The organism is Micrococcus sp. 140720015-1 (assembly GCF_053627595.1).
This window is the reverse complement of record NZ_JBSEYC010000005.1, coordinates 280,109-297,353: the sequence shown is the minus strand read 5'-3', so window position 1 is coordinate 297,353 and position 17,245 is coordinate 280,109. Positions and strand designations below refer to the sequence as shown.

The 17,245-nt window shown below is 68.5% G+C and carries 17 protein-coding genes and 3 pseudogenes; 10 read left to right on the top strand and 10 right to left on the bottom strand.

The genetic code is table 11. The features are described from left to right. Nucleotides 1-29: 29 nt before the first annotated feature. The 5 genes from ACUXPL_RS10540 to ACUXPL_RS10520 all read left to right on the top strand — a co-directional run bounded on the left by ACUXPL_RS10540 (nt 30) and on the right by ACUXPL_RS10520 (nt 3,872). Nucleotides 30-947, top strand: a complete 918-nt coding sequence (locus ACUXPL_RS10540) for a cation diffusion facilitator family transporter (RefSeq protein WP_041102741.1) — start codon at nt 30-32, stop codon at nt 945-947. A gap of 80 nt (nt 948-1,027) precedes the next feature. Beyond that, entirely contained in the window at nt 1,028-1,780 is a 753-nt protein-coding gene (locus ACUXPL_RS10535) for a DsbA family protein (protein WP_036317487.1), read from the top strand. Between the two features lie 8 nt (nt 1,781-1,788). After that, nucleotides 1,789-2,472, top strand: a complete 684-nt coding sequence (locus ACUXPL_RS10530) for a vitamin K epoxide reductase family protein (RefSeq protein ID WP_080695921.1) — start codon at nt 1,789-1,791, stop codon at nt 2,470-2,472. Nucleotides 2,473-2,527: 55 nt separating this feature from the next. Further along, the gene (locus ACUXPL_RS10525) at nt 2,528-2,758 is read left to right on the top strand and encodes a hypothetical protein (protein ID WP_410993136.1); all 231 of its coding nucleotides are present in this window, start codon (nt 2,528-2,530) and stop codon (nt 2,756-2,758) included. Between the two features lie 211 nt (nt 2,759-2,969). Beyond that, nucleotides 2,970-3,872, top strand: a complete 903-nt coding sequence (locus tag ACUXPL_RS10520) for a cytochrome c oxidase assembly protein (protein WP_036317477.1) — start codon at nt 2,970-2,972, stop codon at nt 3,870-3,872. Here the strand turns inward: ACUXPL_RS10520 and ACUXPL_RS10515 are convergent. Both ACUXPL_RS10515 and ACUXPL_RS10510 read right to left on the bottom strand, forming a co-directional pair. Next, nucleotides 3,869-4,763 (bottom strand): annotated as a pseudogene (locus tag ACUXPL_RS10515) (IS5 family transposase). The gene ACUXPL_RS10520 and the pseudogene ACUXPL_RS10515 overlap by 4 nt on opposite strands. 49 nt (nt 4,764-4,812) lie before the next feature. After that, nucleotides 4,813-4,944: pseudogene (locus ACUXPL_RS10510) on the bottom strand (ArsR family transcriptional regulator); the annotation flags it as partial. Between the two features lie 78 nt (nt 4,945-5,022). On the opposite strand from ACUXPL_RS10510, the gene ACUXPL_RS10505 reads away from it, so the two are divergent. The 3 genes from ACUXPL_RS10505 to ACUXPL_RS10495 all read left to right on the top strand — a co-directional run bounded on the left by ACUXPL_RS10505 (nt 5,023) and on the right by ACUXPL_RS10495 (nt 6,513). Continuing rightward, nucleotides 5,023-5,397, top strand: coding sequence for an ArsR/SmtB family transcription factor (locus ACUXPL_RS10505; RefSeq protein WP_036334148.1), 375 nt, complete (start codon nt 5,023-5,025; stop codon nt 5,395-5,397). Then, nucleotides 5,397-6,308, top strand: a complete 912-nt coding sequence (locus tag ACUXPL_RS10500) for a cation diffusion facilitator family transporter (RefSeq protein ID WP_002854089.1) — start codon at nt 5,397-5,399, stop codon at nt 6,306-6,308. The genes ACUXPL_RS10505 and ACUXPL_RS10500 overlap by 1 nt, the downstream gene beginning before the upstream one ends. Nucleotides 6,309-6,372: 64 nt before the next feature. Beyond that, nucleotides 6,373-6,513: a hypothetical protein gene (locus ACUXPL_RS10495; RefSeq protein ID WP_002854087.1), complete on the top strand. Its 141-nt coding sequence runs from the start codon at nt 6,373-6,375 to the stop codon at nt 6,511-6,513. 271 nt (nt 6,514-6,784) lie between these two features. Here the strand turns inward: ACUXPL_RS10495 and merA are convergent, their stop codons facing one another. Then, on the bottom strand, nt 6,785-8,248 hold the full coding sequence (gene merA, locus ACUXPL_RS10490; RefSeq protein ID WP_454183721.1) for a mercury(II) reductase: 1,464 nt from the start codon (nt 8,246-8,248) through the stop codon (nt 6,785-6,787). A gap of 56 nt (nt 8,249-8,304) precedes the next feature. On the opposite strand from merA, the gene ACUXPL_RS10485 reads away from it, so the two are divergent. Together ACUXPL_RS10485 and ACUXPL_RS10480 are read left to right on the top strand one after the other, a co-directional pair. After that, complete coding sequence (locus ACUXPL_RS10485; protein ID WP_036382791.1) at nt 8,305-8,694, top strand: heavy metal-responsive transcriptional regulator; 390 nt, start codon at nt 8,305-8,307, stop codon at nt 8,692-8,694. Between the two features lie 391 nt (nt 8,695-9,085). Next, nucleotides 9,086-9,190: pseudogene (locus ACUXPL_RS10480) on the top strand (IS5/IS1182 family transposase); the annotation flags it as partial. A gap of 176 nt (nt 9,191-9,366) precedes the next feature. On the opposite strand, the gene ACUXPL_RS10475 reads toward ACUXPL_RS10480, so the two are convergent. The 7 genes from ACUXPL_RS10475 to ACUXPL_RS10445 form a co-directional block, all read right to left on the bottom strand. Further along, a complete protein-coding gene (locus tag ACUXPL_RS10475; protein ID WP_311795604.1) occupies nt 9,367-10,164 on the bottom strand; it encodes a hypothetical protein in 798 nt (265 codons plus the stop codon). Between the two features lie 268 nt (nt 10,165-10,432). Further along, complete coding sequence (locus ACUXPL_RS10470; protein WP_410993140.1) at nt 10,433-10,813, bottom strand: hypothetical protein; 381 nt, start codon at nt 10,811-10,813, stop codon at nt 10,433-10,435. Nucleotides 10,814-10,817: 4 nt separating this feature from the next. Next, nucleotides 10,818-12,722, bottom strand: a complete 1,905-nt coding sequence (locus ACUXPL_RS10465; protein ID WP_410993141.1) for a TraM recognition domain-containing protein — start codon at nt 12,720-12,722, stop codon at nt 10,818-10,820. Next, a complete protein-coding gene (locus tag ACUXPL_RS10460; protein WP_454102737.1) occupies nt 12,722-14,224 on the bottom strand; it encodes a conjugal transfer protein TraC in 1,503 nt (500 codons plus the stop codon). Before ACUXPL_RS10460 ends, ACUXPL_RS10465 begins: the two co-directional genes overlap by 1 nt. Then, on the bottom strand, nt 14,224-15,813 hold the full coding sequence (locus ACUXPL_RS10455) for an SCO6880 family protein (protein WP_410993146.1): 1,590 nt from the start codon (nt 15,811-15,813) through the stop codon (nt 14,224-14,226). The genes ACUXPL_RS10460 and ACUXPL_RS10455 overlap by 1 nt, the downstream gene beginning before the upstream one ends. Next, nucleotides 15,813-16,853, bottom strand: coding sequence for a type IV secretion system protein (locus ACUXPL_RS10450; RefSeq protein ID WP_410993147.1), 1,041 nt, complete (start codon nt 16,851-16,853; stop codon nt 15,813-15,815). The genes ACUXPL_RS10455 and ACUXPL_RS10450 overlap by 1 nt, the downstream gene beginning before the upstream one ends. Nucleotides 16,854-16,885: 32 nt before the next feature. Continuing rightward, nucleotides 16,886-17,191: a hypothetical protein gene (locus tag ACUXPL_RS10445; RefSeq protein WP_410993149.1), complete on the bottom strand. Its 306-nt coding sequence runs from the start codon at nt 17,189-17,191 to the stop codon at nt 16,886-16,888. Nucleotides 17,192-17,245: the final 54 nt, after the last annotated feature.

Below are 17,245 nucleotides of genomic sequence, written 5' to 3'. Positions count from 1 at the left end.
ATGATTCATCGAGTGGAAGAGACCCTGGTATGAGCGGACACGATCATTCCCATGCTCTTCCGGCGGCGGGCCGGCGGGGCCGGCTGGCCGTGGTCTTCTCCATCACCGCGACGATCATGGTCGCCGAGGTCATCGGCGCGCTGGCTTCGGGCAGTCTGGCCCTGCTGGCCGACGCCGGGCACATGTTTACTGACTCAGCCGGGTTGCTGATCGCCCTGACCGCCGCGACCCTGGCGCTGCGCCCGGCCACGGACAAGCGCACCTGGGGGTACAAGCGCGCCGAGATCATCGCCGCGGCCGCGCAGGCCGCGGTGCTGCTGGCCGTGGGCGGCTTCGTAGCCGTGGAGGGCGTACGCCGGCTCATCGAACCCCCCGAGGTCGAATCCACCGCGATGCTCTGGTTCGGGGTGATCGGTTTGGCTGGCAACCTCATCGGTCTGGCGATCCTGGCCTCTTCCCGAGGTGAGAACCTGAACATGAAGGCCGCGTTCCTGGAGGTACTCAACGACGCCCTGGGATCGGTCGCAGTGATCGTTTCGGCGATCGTGATCGCCACCACCGGCTGGAATCGCGCCGATGCGGTGGTGTCCCTGTTGATCGCCGCACTGATCGTGCCCAGAGCCCTGATCCTGCTTCGCGACACCATCGACGTACTCATGGAGACCACCCCCAAGGGCTTGGACCTGGAGGCGGTCCGCATCCGGCTATCGGAGCTGCCGCACGTGCTGGAGGTCCATGACCTGCACGCTTCACGCATCGACTCCGACACCCCCGTGCTCTCCGCGCACGTCACCGTGCACAACGGCTGCCTGACCGCCGCGCACCTGGGCACTGTGCTGACCGACCTGCAACGGTGCGTGGCCCAGGATTTCCAAGTACCCATCGAACACTCCACCTTCCAAATCGAACCGGCCACCCACCCCCACACTGAGACCCTCCACCCCTGACCCACCCCTGCATCCCAGCCCCAGCTCATTCCCACCCCGACGGCAGGGTGCCGTCGCCACCGACCGAAACGGATCCCTTCGTGAGCACACCGACCCGCAATCCGACCCCCTCTGATCCGTCAACACCGGGCACCACATCCCGCAAGGCCAAGACCATCGTCTGGGTCGTACTGGCCGCTGTGGTGCTGGCCGGGCTGATCGTCGGAGTGGTGGCCGCCAGCGGCCCCCGCGACGCCGCCCCCCAGGGCTCCGGGCAAACTGCCTCCTCCGGGACCGGGCAGAGCGCCCCCTCGGAGGCCACGCCGGTGATGCGCCCAGACAGCCGGGTACTGTCCAAGGCCCCGAACGAGCAGGCCGTGCTGGTGGAGTTCCTGGACTTCGAGTGCGAGGGCTGCAAGGCCGCCTACCCGGTCGTGGAAGAACTGCGCGCCGAGTACGCCGACACGGTGACCTTTGTGCACCGCTACTTCCCGCTGCCCGGACATCCCAACTCGATGACCGCCGCCGTAGCCGTGGAAGCCGCCGGCCAGCAGGGACAGTACGAGGCGATGTATCAGCAGATGTTCGACACCCAGGAGCAGTGGAGCCATACCACTGAGGACCGGAGCCCGGTGTTCCGCGGTTACGCCGAGGATCTCGGCCTGGACATGGCCGCCTACGATGCCGCGGTGGCTGACCCGGCCACCCGCGACCGCATCGAGGCCGACGTGGCCGACGGGACCGCGCTGGGCGTGCAGGGCACACCGACCTTCTTCCTGGACGGACAGATGCTCACTCTGAACACCCTCGAGCAGTTCCGCGCCGAGGTCGACGCCGCCGCCACGACGGACTGACCGGGCCCATGAGTGTCCCCGACACCGACACCAATTCACCCGTGACGATCCCCACGACCACCACCGACCGCCCTGCCGGTACCGGGCAGGCCTCCGACGTAGCGGGGATACCGACTGTCGCCCGGCACCGTCCGTTCGGCCTGGTGCTGTTGATCACCGGGGTGGTCGGCTGGGTGGCCTCGGCGATCCTGGTGCTCGAACGCCTGGAGCTGTACGAGGATGCCGGGTACATCACCAGCTGTGACATCAACCCCTGGGTGTCTTGCGGGAAGGTGATGGGGACCTGGCAGTCCGAGCTGTTCGGCTTCCCCAACCCGTTGATCGGCATCGTGGCGTTCGCCGTGGTCATCACCACCGCCATGGTGACCCTCTCCGGGGCGAGCCCCGGGCGCTGGTACTGGGCCGGCCTGCAGGCCGGGGTCACCGCCGGCACGGTGTTCACCATCTGGCTGTGGTCCCAGGCGTTGTTCGAGATCCACATCCTGTGCCTGTACTGCATGATCGTGTGGGCGGCGATGATCCCGCTGTTCATCCTGCTCACCGTGCGCAACCTCGCCCACGGCGTGATCCCCGCGCACGCCGCGGTGGTGCGGTTCTCCGCCGGCTGGGCCGGAACCCTGGTGGCCATCGCCTATGTGGCCGTGGCCGCCTCGGTGTTCTGGACCTTCTTCCCGGCCCTCACCGGTTACTGACACACCAGCCGCACTACGGCCCGCCCACGCGCCCGCAACGAGGAGAAACCACACCATGGCCGAGACCGACGTGCTAGTGATCGGCGCCCGCCAAGCAGAGCTGGCGCTCGGGCACTACCTGAGGCGTGAGGAGCCGAGCTGTCGGCAAAGCCGGACACAGGTTGGGAAACCGAGAAGGGCAGGCAGTAGGTTCCTTGTCCAACAGGCCCTCTACCGCCACGTCGCGACAACCGGGCAGCTCCGTGAGGATGGAGGCAAGGTCCTCGCCCGGAAAGGAAGTACATGATCGGCTGGCTGGAGCGGTGGCAGATTCCCTTGTACCTGGTTGCCCTGGGAGCCGGTGCCGCTTGCGGAAGCGGCATAACCGAACCGACACCGTGTCCACGATCAAGGGCCTAGGCCCCACTCCTACTCGGGCCTCACCTGACCCCGCTCCGGCACCACCACCGCGGCCGAAGTCGCCGACGTTTGATCGCCTCGATGAAGGGAAATTCGCTATGCCGCCGATCGACCAGTGGGTCACGTTCGAACCCCTCACCGGCTCACCCGTCGGCATCGCCGCTCTGCTGTTCGCGGCACTGTATCTGCGAGGAGCGATCTGGATGTGGCGAAACAGGCGCCGTTGGGCGATCGCCCGCACAGCATCGTTCCTGATCGGGTGCGCCCTGATCTTCGCTATCACGATGTTCGGTGTGAACCGTCTCGCGACGGAATCCATCACAGCGCTGGTGTTCCAGCAGATCACCCTGCTGACCGTCGTTCCGCCGCTCCTCATCGCAGGGTCACCCGGGCTGCTGCTCCTGCGCAGCACACCGCACACCGGCCTCGGGCGTCTCGTGCTCCGTGCCGCGCACGGGGGACTGCGCTCACGATTCTGGAGCGCCGCACTGCACCCTGTGGTCGCCATCGTCATTGCGATACTGCTGTACCCGGTCCTCTACCTGACCGACGCGATCAGCGTCATCATGCGCATCCCCTTCGGCCAGGACGCCTTGCTCTTCGTCATCCTCGTCCTCGGCATCGTCTCGGCAACACCGCTATGGTCCTCCGATCCGCTACCGCGCCAACCCTCCTTCGCCGCACGATTCGTCGATATCGCCGTCGAGATCCAGATCCACGCCATTTTCGGCCTGATCCTGCTCCGTACCGCCACACCGCTGTTCAGCGCATACGCCACCCCCACAGGCAGCCATGACCCCGTCATCGACCAGGCGATCGCCGGCACGCTGGTATGGACCTACGCGGAGCTGCCGATGTTCGTAGTGCTCATCGTCTGCCTGTCCCGCTGGCGAGCCCGCGACGTGCGCACCTCGAGACAGCGACAGAAAGCCGAGGACGCCGAACTCGACTCTTACAACGAGTACCTCGCCAGCCTCTCCCGAAGACGGAACGAGAGCTAGGGCATGTCTGACAATCGTTTGGACCACGCGAGCACAGCGTTCAACACCACGGCGGCCCGGTAGACGATCGCGTACTTGTCGTACCGGGTCGCCAGGCCCCGCCATTGCTTCAGGTGCGCGTACTGGCGCTCGATCACGTTCCGGCCCTTGTAAGCCTGCGAGTCCAGGCCCACGGGACGGCCACCGGCCGAGCCGCGGCGTCTGCGGTGGTCCTGCTGGTCGGTCGGCTCGGGGATCACGGCTTTGATCCGGCGGGCACGCAGGTGGGTGCGGATCGCCCGGGAGGAGTACGCCTTGTCGCCCAGCACCGCCTCGGGGCGGGTCCGGGGCCGCCCTACCGGCCGTGCCACGCGCAGCCGCCCCAGCAGCGGCAGCAGCATCGGGGAGTCCCCGGCTTGGCCGGGGGTGATCAGGCTGACCAGCGGCAGCCCGGTCCCATCGACGAGCTGATGGATCTTCGTGCTCAGCCCTCCCCGGGAGCGCCCGATGCCGTGATCGGCCGGCTCCTCATGCAGATTCCTGTAGTTCGACCCATCCCCCTGTGTGGCGGGTGATGTTCGTGGCGTGCTGGTGGGCGCGGGCGATCGTGGAGTCCACCGAGACCGACCAATCCACCAGACCTGCGGCGTCCGCGGCGGCGGTCAGCGTCGCCAACACCGTGTCCCATGTGCCTTCTTCGGCCATGCGCCGATGCCAGGTCCACACGGTCTGCCAAGGCCCGTAGACCTCGGGCAGATCCCTCCATGCAATCCCGCACCGCTACCGGTAGATGATCGCCTCCACCATCGTGCGGGCGTCGGCGAACGGCCTGCCGGCCCGGCCGGTCCGGGTCGGGAGCATCGGGGCGATCAACTCCCATTGGGCATCGGAGAGCATCTGGAAGCGGGACATGCCTTCCAGGGTGTCAGCTGGCCCCCTGGATCCATTCTCAGACACGCCCTAGGTCGCGGGCGAGTACCGCCGGGTAGCTCGGGCCCTCGAGGAGTGTCATGAGGATGCGGGAGCGGGTCGGGTCGGCCATCGCCCGGCCCAGCCGGTTCATCACGTCCAGCCGCGAAGCAATAGTCAGCATGCGCTGACCATACAGAACCTGCTGACCTCTCGTGTGTGGCTCCCGCTGCTGATATCTGCATAGGTGTATGGTCGTGGCATGAGTGTGACGCCGTTGGATTCGTGTCAGGTCACCGCCGTCCATCCGGAGAAGGTGGCGCTGACCCGGGAGAGGATCCCCGACGAGCGCGAGGCCGGCAGGTTGGCCGGGCTGTTCAAGCTCCTGGGGGACCCGCGCCGTGCCCGGGTGCTGTATGCGTTGCTGGAGGCCGGCGAGCTGTGCGTGTGTGACCTGGCGGCGTCGGTCGATGTCGCGGAGGCGTCGGTGTCCCAGGTGCTGCGGGTGCTGCGTACCGCTGGGGTGGTCGAGAACCGCCGGGAGGGGCGGATGGTGTACTACCGCCTCGCTGACGGGCATGTGCGGATGCTGCTGGACGTCTCCCGTGAGCACGCCCGCCACGAGGGGCAGGGCTGATGGGGGCGGGACACAGCCATGCCCCGGCGACCGGGCATGCCGGTGGCCGCTACCGTCGGCGGCTGGCGGGGGCGTTCGCCCTGACGGCGGGCTTCTTCCTGATCGAGCTGGTCGCGGGGCTGGTGTCGGGGTCGTTGGCGCTGCTGTCGGATGCCGGGCACATGGCTGCCGATGTGGTGGTGCTGGGTGCGGCGCTGCTGGCGACGCGCATCGCGAGCCGGCCGGACTCCACGGGGCGACGCACCTATGGCTCCTACCGGGCCGAGGTGTTCGCCTCGGCGTTGGCGGTGCTGGCGATGCTCGCGGTCGGGGTGTACGTGGTGGTCGAGGCCATCAGCCGGCTGGGCGACGCGCCGGAGGTGGCCTCCGGCGCCATGCTCGCGGTCGGCTTCGCCGGCCTGGTGATCAACATCATCTCCATGCTGCTGCTGCGCAGCGGGGCCAAGGACAGCCTGAACGTCAAGGGCGCCTACTACGAGGTGATCGCCGACGCCGCCGGGTCGGTGGGTGTCATGGTCGCCGGCGTGCTGATCATCCTCACCGGCCAGCCGATCTGGGACGTCGTGGTCGCGGCGCTCATCGCGGTCTTCGTCATCATCCGGGCGGTGGTTCTGGGCAGGCAGGTGATCGCGGTGCTGGGCCAGCACGCCCCGGAAGGGGTGGACCCGGAGGACGTCGCCGGTGACCTGGACGCGGTCGAGGGGGTGGAGGAGGTCCACGACCTGCACCTGTGGACCCTGACGTCGGGGATGAACGTGGCCACGGCCCACCTGGTCGCTGACCAGGGCGCGGACCACGGCGCCGTGCTTGCCGGCGCGCGCCGGGTGCTGCGCGACCGTTACGGTATCGCCCATGCCACCTTGCAGGTGGAGGGCGCCGGCAGCGACGGCTGTCACGACCTGAGCTGGTAGCACTCGGCACGGAAGCCCGCTCGCGAGAGCCGCACATGCTTGAGCAACGTCTTAGGAGCGCGCGATGACCGCGAAGCACGGCAAGGGCCCCGGGCCGGACGAGGGCCAGCGGCCGGCCCGGCGCGGGGTGGTGCTCACCCTGCTGGGGATCGGTCTGGTCGCCGCGGCTTACGTGGTGACGATCGTGGTCATGGTGGTGCGGTGACGCGGCCCAAACGGACCGCGGCCTCATGGCGGCGCCGCAAGGCGGTCATCGCGTCGTCCAGTGCTGTCCTCGTCGGGTCGAGCACGTAGAGGTCGTGAAGACGTCCAGATATAGGCCTGGGACGGGAGTTCTTGCATCGACTGAACTCCCCGGTGGTTGCAGGTCCGATACGCAGGGGTGCCAGTAAGTAGGGCTGATCGGCGCCCATTTTCTTGTCTCGCGCCCCGGGGCGAGGCGGTCCCCTATCGGTGTCCCTGTGTGCGGGGCAGGTTCACGCCGCGCAGCAGGAGAGCTTGGCGATGTCGGTGGTGAAGGCCTGCGCGGTGAGCTTGAGGCCTTCGGCCATGGTCAGGTAGGGGCTCCAGAGGTTGGCGACCTGGCTGGTGGTCATGCCGGCCTCGAGCATGTAGACCCCGGCGGCGGCGAGGTCGCCGGCGTCCTGGGCCAGGGCGGTAATGCCGATGATGCGGCCGGTGTCGGCGTCGGTGACCATCTTGATGAACCCGCGGGTGTCGCGGTTGACGATCGCGCGTGGGACGTGCGCGAGTGACAGGACACGGCTGTCGTAGCGGATCCCGGCAGCGGAGGCCTGCCGTTCGGTCATCCCGACGGCGGCCAGGGCGGGGCTGGTGAACACGACCCGGGGCAGGTGGCGGTAGTCGACCTCGAGGCCGGCGCCGGTGAGGGCGTTGTCGGCGACGAGGGCGCCGTGGGCCGCGGCGACGTACACGAACTGACGGTGGGCGGTGACGTCACCGGCAGCCCAGACGCGCGGGTTGGTGCTGCGCAGATGGCTGTCGACGACCACCTCGCCGTGGTCGCCGGTGCGCACGTCGACGGTGTCGAGACCGAGCGTGGCGGTGACCGGGCGGCGCCCGGTGGCGACGAGTACCTCGGCCGCCCGGAGTTCCTGTGAGCCGTCAGTGGTGGTGGCAGTGATCGTGACCTCGCCGGTGGCCGGGTCGCGGCGGACCGCGCTGGGCACCGCGCCGCGGATGATCTGGATGCCTTCGTCCGTGAAGATCTCATCCAGGGCGGTGGACGCCTCGGGTTCTTCCTGGGACGCCAGCCGTGAGCGGACCAGCATGGTGACCCGGACGCCGAGCCGAGCGAAGAGCTGGGCCTGCTCCATCGCGACGTAGCCGCCGCCGATGACCAGCAGCGACTCCGGGACGTGGTCCAGTTCCATCGCGGTGGTCGAGGTCAGGTAACCGGCCTCCTGCAGGCCGGGGACCGGCGGCGCCCAGGGCCTGGAGCCGGTGGCGATGAGGTAGTGCGCGGCCCGGACCGTCTCCACCGTGCCGTCAGGGCCGGTGACGCGCAGTGCCGGCTCGCTGGGTGTGCCGACGAACGTGGCGTCCCCGGGGTGGAGATCCCATCCGTACTCGGTGGCCAGGTCCAGGTACTTCTCGCCACGCAGTGACCCGACGAGCCGATCCTTGCCGGCGATCAAGGCGGGCATGTCGACCGGCCGGACTTCGGGGAGCGGCAGCCCGGGGAACCGGGAGGCGTCGAGTGTGACGTGGCGGGCCTCGGCGGTCGCGAGCAAGGCCTTGGAGGGCACGCACCCGGTGTTCACGCAGGTACCGCCGACGGTGCCACGCTCGATCATCACCACCCGTCTGCCGAGGTTGGTGGCGCGGATCGCGGCCGCGAACGCCGCCCCACCGGACCCGATCATTGCCAGGTCATACGACCTGCTGTTAGCCGTTGCCGTCATGAACTCCTCCTTCATCGCCCTCAGGATCGACCTTCCAGTGCACTGGAAGGTCAAGGGGGAGAATGAGTGGCATGCGGATCGGTGAGGTGGCTCGGGCGTCGGGCACGACGAGCAAGACCCTGCGGTACTACGAGGAGGTCGGGCTGCTACCCGCCGCGGACCGCACCCCGGCGGGCTACCGGGACTACGGCGCCGAGGTGCTCGACCGGCTGGACTTCATCCGCCGGGGGCAAGCGGCCGGGCTGACCCTGGCCCAGATCGGTCAGGTGCTGGACATCCGCGACCGGGGGCAGGCCCCCTGCCGGCACGTCACCGACCTGCTCGACACCCGCCTTGATGTGATCGACCGGCAACTCGCCGAGCTCGCGCAGCTACGCACCACGATCGCCGACCTGCGCGAGGACGCCGCCGCCGGCGACCCGGCCACGTGCTCCCCCGAGGATGTCTGCCGCTACCTGTGACACCGAAGTTCACGGGCCCGTGGCAGCGCATGGCGGCCCACTCTGTTGCGTTGGGGTGTTAGACCTTTCGCAACGGTTCTGTTGCGCGGGGTGCACCATATCGCGACGCCTATTCCTCCGGCCTGCCGTCGGCCGCTGTCCCGGTGAAGGATCGGCTTGCGGAACGTGAGCCTCACTCGCAGCGCCCTCTTGCCCGCGTGCTTGGAGGCCGCCACTGAGCTCCGACAGAACCCCGCCATATAGCGGCGCAAGCCACACCCGTCTGGACATGGACAGAGCATGCTGCCAAGTCGTTCGGCGGGCATGGGGTTGCTCTCTCTTCTCCGCTAGGGCGTGTCTGAGAATGGATCCGGGGTCTTAGCCCAACCCTCGAAGCATTATCAGACACGCCCTAGCCAAGCAATGGCGCGGCTTGGCCACTCGTTACGACAAGCTAGCGATCACGTACCGCGCCGCCGTCACCCTCTGCGCCATCTTCACCTGGCTACGCGCATAAGGGAGACACGCCCTAGAGCGAACCGCGGCTCCGTCCGCTGGCCCGCAGGAAGAGCATGGGTCTCGCTCCTGTGATCACACGCCCTGCCGTGGCCCGAGCTCACCGTTCTGAGCTGATCGAACGCCAGGTGGGCGCGAGATTTCCTTTACCCCCTCCGTTCAAGGAAATCGCCGCGCTCACTCCCAGTCGTGCCCATTTGGCGATGTCTGCCACTCCACCTCGAGGCCCGGGTCCGTGCTCGATACCGCCACCCGAACGCTCGGGTCAACCGGAGTGGACGACGTCGTCACCAGCTCCACGGTGACCTTCCCCGGTGTCCGGCGAGAGGCCAGCCCCACGGGGCTCGACACGGCGATCTCCTCGCCATCGGCGTTGACCACTCGGGCTCGCACATACTGCACCCCGGCAGTGGGCCGTTCGAGCGTGTCATGTTCACGGGTAGTACCAGCCCAGACGGTGAAGTCACCCTCGTCGTAGTCCAGAGTGAACGCAGGCCGGTCCCCGTACGTCTCGGGTTCCTTGTGTGCCCCGATCTTCGCGCAACCGGCCTCATCCACCATGCGGCGCAGTCTCGCGATCAGCATCTCCACGTGGGGATGCCACATCATCATCGGACCCAGCCCCGGAGCCTGTTCCTCCCACACCTTGTGCTCCATACACATCGCCGCGTACAACTCGGCCGTGACGTCGGAGTGCTTGTACCAGCACGGCGGCACTACCGAGGTCACCAGCCGGTACTCGGCCACGAACCAGTCCACCCAGCGGCGCAGCGTGTTCCACGCCTGCCACTGGTGCTCAGCCTCGATCTCCCGCCACCGCGTGCCCATCCACACCGGTGGACCCTCGCCCGCGAGTTCCGCGGCGACCTCCGGGTCGACGTAGGGCAGCGGAGTCCCCGTCTGTCCGTCGGCATCGGCGGCCGCCGGCCCCTCCCAGTCCGTGAGCTCGTCGTCTTCAACCCAGGGCGATGCCATCAGTTCTGTCCTTCCCTCGTGTACCGGCGTGCTGGCCCGCCCAGCAGCCTCTCGAGCCGGGCGAACAGCTCCTCAACGGCCCCGCGCCCGCCTGCCCCGGTCGAGCGCATGTAGCGATGTGCGGCGTCCTCGCATGTACCGCACAGCCACACCCCGATTCCGCCGGCGGCACGACACTCGGCGCGGTCCAGGTGCCGTCCATCGGTGCAGTGCCACCTCGTGGAGACGGGCCGCTGGCAGACATGGCACCGCGCACCCCCGTCGTCGCTCATGCCTGCCTCTGCCGGATCATCCTGGCCACGATCACGATCGTCGCCCGCCTGCGGTCCCATCCAAAGAACTCCTTCTTGCCGTCCATGATCTGATGCAGCCGCTGGTGATGGTCCCGGCACAACGGCATCAGGTCGTTGTGCGCTTCACGGGCCTGCCACCGGCCCGCCTCGTCCTGGCCCACGCCCTTGTACGAGACGTGGTGCAGGTCCAGGGTCCCTGCCTGGGTCAGCGTGATCCCGCAGACCTGGCAGGCCGGCTCTTGGCCGGCCTGCCGGCAGTCTGCGAACCACCGCACCCGCCTGTACCCCCATGCCTGGGACCGCAGGTACCGCTTGTACTCGGCCGAGCCGGTGCGGTGCAGCCCGAACCTGCCCATGCCCTCACCGCACCGGGATCGCCGGGGCCGTCTCTGGCACCGGGCCCACCGCCGCCACGGAGTCCTCGGCCCGGTCCGCGTCAGTCGGTGTGGACGGGGCCGGGTCCTTGGACTCCAGCTCGGCCAGCAGCGCCTTCGAGTACCGACCCGCGGCCTCCTTGATCTGCTTGCCGTCCTTGCGGTCCCACCAACGGGTCATCTGCATCAGGATCGGACGCCCGTTACGGTTCAGCAGAACCCCCCACCCGAACGGCAGCCGACGCAGCTCCGCGACCGAGACCACCTCGGTGTCGTGGATCTGCTCGGAGACCGAGGTGTGGTCCTTGCCGCGAGACTTCGAGGTCCGCATGATCTTGCGCTGGCCGGCCAGCTTGGCGAACTGCTCCAGGTCGGCCACGTTCGAGGCACCCCCGAGCTGAACCTTCACCGTGGCCGCGTCGAACAGCGCCTGCGCCTGCTGCTCGCCCCACTCGTTGCGGGCCTGAGCCATCGACTGGAACACCGCGAACGGGGAGATGCCCACACCGCCGCCGTCCGCCATCAGCTGGGTCAGCCCAGGCCAGGCACCGGAGATGTTCGCGATCTCATCGAGCACCAGCGACAGCGGCGGGTCCAGCCGGTTCCCGGGCGACTTCGCCGCCAGCTCACGGGCACGCTCGGTGATGGCGTCCATCATCGCGATCAGGAATGGGCCGGCCGACGATCCGCCGGTCTTGGTGCCCACGATGTAGAGCGTCCCGCACTCGGTGAGGAACTTGTCGATGTCCAGGGTCTCCTCGAACCGGTTGGGTCGCAGCACGTCGCGGACCTCGGGCACCGACAGCCCCTTGACCGCACCCTCCACGCCGAACCACTTGGACTGGAGCAGCTTCGGGTCGCCCTCGATGATGCCCTTGAGCACCAGGTTCCAGTTCAGCGCGGCCTTGGGATGCTCGGTGAGGATCTTCACGGCCTCCTTGGCCTCGGCCGGGTTGTTGCCCCACCGCATCAGGTCATCCACGGTGCGCTCACCCAGCGCTGCGGCGTGCAGCAGGCACTCCATGATCGTGATCGCCGGGGCCTGCCACTCCGCGTTCGAGCTGGACGATCCGAGGCCGGAGGCACCGATCAGCGACGCCGCCCGCTGATTGGCCACGCGCGGCTCTTCACAGCCCGTGATCGGGGACCACTTCAGCGTGGAGGGCTGACCGGTCAGTCCCTGCGGGTCGAATAGGGCCACCGGCCCCTTCTTCTTGCGCAGCTCGGCCGTGGCCCCCAGGTTGTCCGCACGAGAGCTGGTCGTGATGACCGGGCCGGGCGCGTCGAGAATCGCGCCGATCAGCAGGTGCACGCCCTTGCCCGAGCGCGGCGGGCCGATCAGCACCACCGACTCCTCGTAGGACGCGAACACGTCCACGCCCTCGGCCTTGCCCAGACGCATGGCCCCGTCCGTGATGGCCGGCTTCTTGATCGAGGGCCGGACCTTCTTCACGCGGGACAGCACCGACTTGCGGCCCACCGTCTTGGTGATCTCCGCAGACCGGGCCAGTCCCTCGCGCTCGCGCAGCTCCTTGATGAACTTCTTGTCCGACTGCTGGTACCGGCTCCACGCCGTCACCGCCACGCCGATCAGCACGAGGGCCAGCACACCCAGACCGATCAGCCAGCCGATGACCCCGCCGGTGGTCGCCGTGCATCCCTGCGCGGTGGCCCCGAACGCGGCCGGGTCGTGCTCGCCCACGAGGAAGCCCAGCGGCGCGAACAGCGAGTCCGGCTTCGTCGGTGCCCCACAGTGGATACGCCCGGCCAGGAACCCGGCCAGCAGGTACGCCCCGTAGAGCAGCACGGCCGGACCGATGAGCCAGATCAGTGCCGTCTCGGCCGGGCTGTCCCCTTCCAGGACCGAGTTGTTGCCACGTTCACGTCGCATCAGGCCACCGCCTCCTTCGCCTTGTCCATGCGCTCGTCCGTGTCGAACAGCGGCAGCTCGGCCCGCGTGAGCACGTTCTGCACCTCGAACGAGGAATCCCCCAGACGCCACAGGCCCGTGCCCTTGGGCAGGGACCGCACCAGGGACCGCTCCCGGTCGGACAGTTCCATCTCCGACGTCGTGATCTTCAGCGCGGACCGGTCCTGCCGGTAGATCACCTTCACGTCCGCGTCGGCCAGCAGGGACCGGGCCATCGCGGCCATCTTCGAGTTCTGATCACCAGCCATGTCCAGGTCAGCGATCTTGTGCAGCACGAGCACGTTGAAGATGCCGTAGGCGCGGCTGAGCTTCCACTGCTCGACCATGCGCCGCAGGTCGGCCTCGGAGCTGATGTTGTCCCAGCCCTCTTCGTAGATCACGATCCGCTGCCCGCCATCGCGGGTGGTGACCATCGCTTCGGTCCATGCGCCCGCGCACGCGTTGACCACGCGCACCGCCTCCGGGGAGGCACCCAGCAACGCGGACGTGTCGATGCTCGTCGCGCACGCCTGCTCATCCAGCACCGCCGTGGTCTCCCCGTCGAACATGCCGGCCAGGTCACCGGAGGACACGCGACCCAACGTCATCATCATCACCGACGCGGCCTCCGCCTTCATCGCGTCCGCGTCCGCGCGGGCCGCGTCCAGCGCCCGGATCACGTCCGGGATGATCGGCGGACGGCCCTCGGCGTCCGCGACCGCCACGGCCGCGTCCAAGCCTGCCGAGAGCACGTGGTGCTCGGGCGAGGTCATGTCCCGGTCGGTGAGGATCTTCACCAGGGCCACCAAGATGGACATGCGCCGGGTCCGCACCATCGAGGCCCACGCCCGGTCCGTCATCGGCTCGCCCTGCACGTCCGTCGAAGGCCGGGTGCCCGGGTCCAGCGGGTTCAGGCGCGTGTCCAGGCCAGGGCCGACCTGGATCACCGATCCACCCAGGCCCTTGACCACGCGGGTCCACTCGCCCTTCTTGTCCGAGGCCACCGAGAGCTTGCGCCCGGCCAGCACCTGCCGCACTGCCAGCGACTTGGCCAGCGAGGACTTGCCGGTGCCGACCTGACCGAACAGCATCATCGACATGCCCGAGATGATCCCGGCCTCATAGAGCGCCCACGGGTCGAAGCAGAACGCGCCGCCGCCGTGCATGTCCTTGCCGATCATCAGCCCGCGCGCACCCAGACCGGGGCCGGCCACGAACGGGTACGCCGTCGAGGCCGTATGCGTCGTCGTGCGGACCGGCCGAGGGGCCAGCGTGCGCAGCCCCCGCAGCTGCCGTGCCCCGCGCGGTCCTGCCTTGCCCCACTGCGGCTGAGGGAACCGCACCTCCTTAGCCTGCGCGGCCATCGCCTTCCGCAGCGCCCGCTGGCCTCGCTCCAGCTCCCGGGCCGCACGCTTGGCCTCTCGGGCTTCGTCCTTGCCCGGCTCGATGATCTGGAACAGGTCGACCTTCGGTTCTTCACGCATCAGAGCTTCATCCTTCCGAACGGCAGGGCACCGGCCACGAACGCCGCGTCCTGCTCCATCCACACCGGGCGCAGCTCGCACTCGGCCGTGATCCCGGAGGCCACGACCTCCGCCGCCGCGGACTCCAGTTCGGACCGCGAGGACCCGGTCACCGTGACCAGCACGACGACCTCCACGCCCGTGTGCCGACGCCGCAGCTCGGCCTCCTCGCGCTCGACGTCCTCCAGGGACTGGTCATGTTCCAACGAACCGATGCGACCGAGCTTGTTCATCAGCCGCGAGTTCGTGTGCCAGTCCGTCTTGCGCCGCTGCACGGACCGCACCGCAGCCCCACGCTCGACCGGCGCCAGGAACACCGAGACCGTGTGCCGGAAGTCCCCGGCGAACACCAGCTCGTCCAGGAACCCCAGCCGGGCCAGGTTCTGCGGCAGCTCGGAGACCTTGTAGGTGCGGTGGTAGTTCCCGTCCGTGACCATGTGGCCCGCATGGACCTCCACGGCCATCGGTCCCGCGCTCGAGGGCGCGGTGCCCGCCGTCTTCCCGTCCGCCTTCATGGTCGAGACCATCACCGAGGCGTCCGGGTCGAACGCCGACCGCGAGAGGCCGGCCAGCGTGCGCGGGGAGTGCCAGGCGGTCACCTGGGTCCCCGAGCGCGGCAGCGTGCTCTCCACCGTCGTCATCAGCTTGAGCATGTGCTCCATGAGCGCCGGGGTGCCCCCGCCGAGTGCCTTGACCTGCGAGGTGATCTTCGACGGGGAGACCACCAGCGTCAGCCACTGCTCGTGCACCGGCATCGACTGGGCCTCCTTCATCAGCTCACGGAACGCCTGGTCCAGGAACGGGTCGATGCTTGCCCCTGTCCGGCCCGCGCCCTCCTGCTTGGACTCGTAGAAGTCCTCCACGGCCGCACCAGAGATGAGCGTCGTCTGATCCGACGCCTGAATCCGCACCACACCCGGCAGACGCGACAGCGCCGCCAGCGACGATCCCCACGACAGGGACCGTTCCTCCTGAGCGTCGAAGGACTCCAGATCAAAGCCCCGCGTCGTCATGACCTTCGCGCAGACCACCGCTTCCCGGGCGCGCGGGTCCCAGACGAACCCGGCCCCGTTGGGCATCGCGTAGACCATCAGCTCGCCGGCCACACCCGGCAGCCGGAACCGTGCCGGCTCACCCGGCTTGATCCGCCCCTTCGCGTCGCGCTGGGCCTGCGGCCCTGCCTCGCTCACGGGTGCCTGCGGCTCGCCGTCCACCAGCTCCAGCACGTGTGCCGGGGCCATCCCCTGGCGGTACTCGAGCTGATCCGTTGCCCCGCGCCGCAGGTACTGCGCCGCCACCCACACCCAGCCAGGCAGGGACCGGCCACGGAACCGGGTCGCGCCGAACGCGCCGATCACGGCCATCAGCCCGATACCCACGAGCATGGCCGGCCCGCCACGCAGGATGAACGCCATGCCGATCAGCACGCCGGCCAGAACCACGATCACCTGCTCCAGGGTCAGCCCCAGGATCAGTCCCTGAGTCCGTTCCTGGGGGAATCGGACGTCGTCGTACTCCGAGTCCATCGACTCCTGAATCATCGTTGCCATCAGCGGCCTCCTCGCATCACCATCGCCCCGGCACGCTGGCGCATCCGGCCAGCCCGCGCCGAAACGCCCCGCATCGAATTCATTGCTCCACGCCCGGCCCGGCTCGCGGCCATCACGCCCGCCTGTTCAGCCTGCCCGGCACCGCCGGCCAGCCACGCGGTGACTGCAAGCATGAAGATCGGCATGGCCGCGGCCACGAACACCAGCACCATGCCAGCCACGGTCTGCACCCAGTCCGTGGACAATGCCGCCATCGCCATGCCCAGCCGCACGACGGCGGCTGCGAGCGGCCCGGCCATGATCAGCCCCAGCATCATCGACAGCCACCGCCCCGCCAGCGCCTTGGCCGGCTCCAGGGCCAGCGCGAAGATCGCCGAGGGCGCGAACGAGGCCAAGATCAGAATCAGCACCAGACGGAAGATCATCATCGCCATCAGCACGAAGCAGGCGAAGAAGATCACCAGCGCGATGATCACCGCGACCACGATCATCCCGTTCTCCGAGTTCTCGCTGGCCATCTCCCACTGCGCGAAGTTCTCGTCCAGCAAGATCTTGTCGTTGGCCGCGTCGTAGGTCAGACCGAACAGTCCCAGCACGCCGGCCACTGCCTCGTCCTGGCCATCGGTGCCACCGGAACCGACCTGCAAGATCCACAAGGTCAGCTGCTGGGTCGCCCCCATCGCCATCCACACCAGCCCGACCACCACGTAAGTCGCCGGGATGCTGAACACCGCCGCCAGGACCGCGCGCACCATGCCGGCCGTGGACCCGCGCATCGCCGAGAGCACGACCTGGACGGCCACGAAGATCATCAGCAGCGGGATCATCGCCACCACGATGATGTTCAGCATCCCCGGGTGGTCGATCACCGTGCTCTCGCCACCGGCCACCGTTGTGGTGACCTGACCGCCGACGACCGTGACCCACCACTCCGGGGTCAGCGCACCCACGGAGAAAGCCTGCTCGATCAGCCCGGCAGCGGCCTTCGCCAGCCCCAGGATCGAACCCCGCATGAACTCCTCGAAGTCCTTCTCCCACATCGTTCTCTCCCTCCGTGAGTGCGCTCAGGACCTCAGAACAGCGGCAGGCCGGCGCCCCAGCCGATCAGGCTCGCGGCACCGGCGATCAGGGCCGCAGCCAAGATGCCCCAGACCACGAAGCTGATACCCACGTCCTGCGCGCGGCCGCTCGAGGAGAGCTTGCCGAAGATCCAGACCAGCACGCCGATGCCGACGGCGACGATCAGGATGACCAGGAAGGTGCCCAACGCCAGGCCCGTGATGTTCTGGATGGTGGGCATCCACGGCCCGTTGAAGCTCGGTGCGATGTCCGGGACACCGGCAGCCACCGTGGTGGCCGCGTGAATCAGATTGCTCATCAGAGGTCCTCCCGTAGGGATGTGATGTGACGACGGCCCGGATGTCTTCCGGCC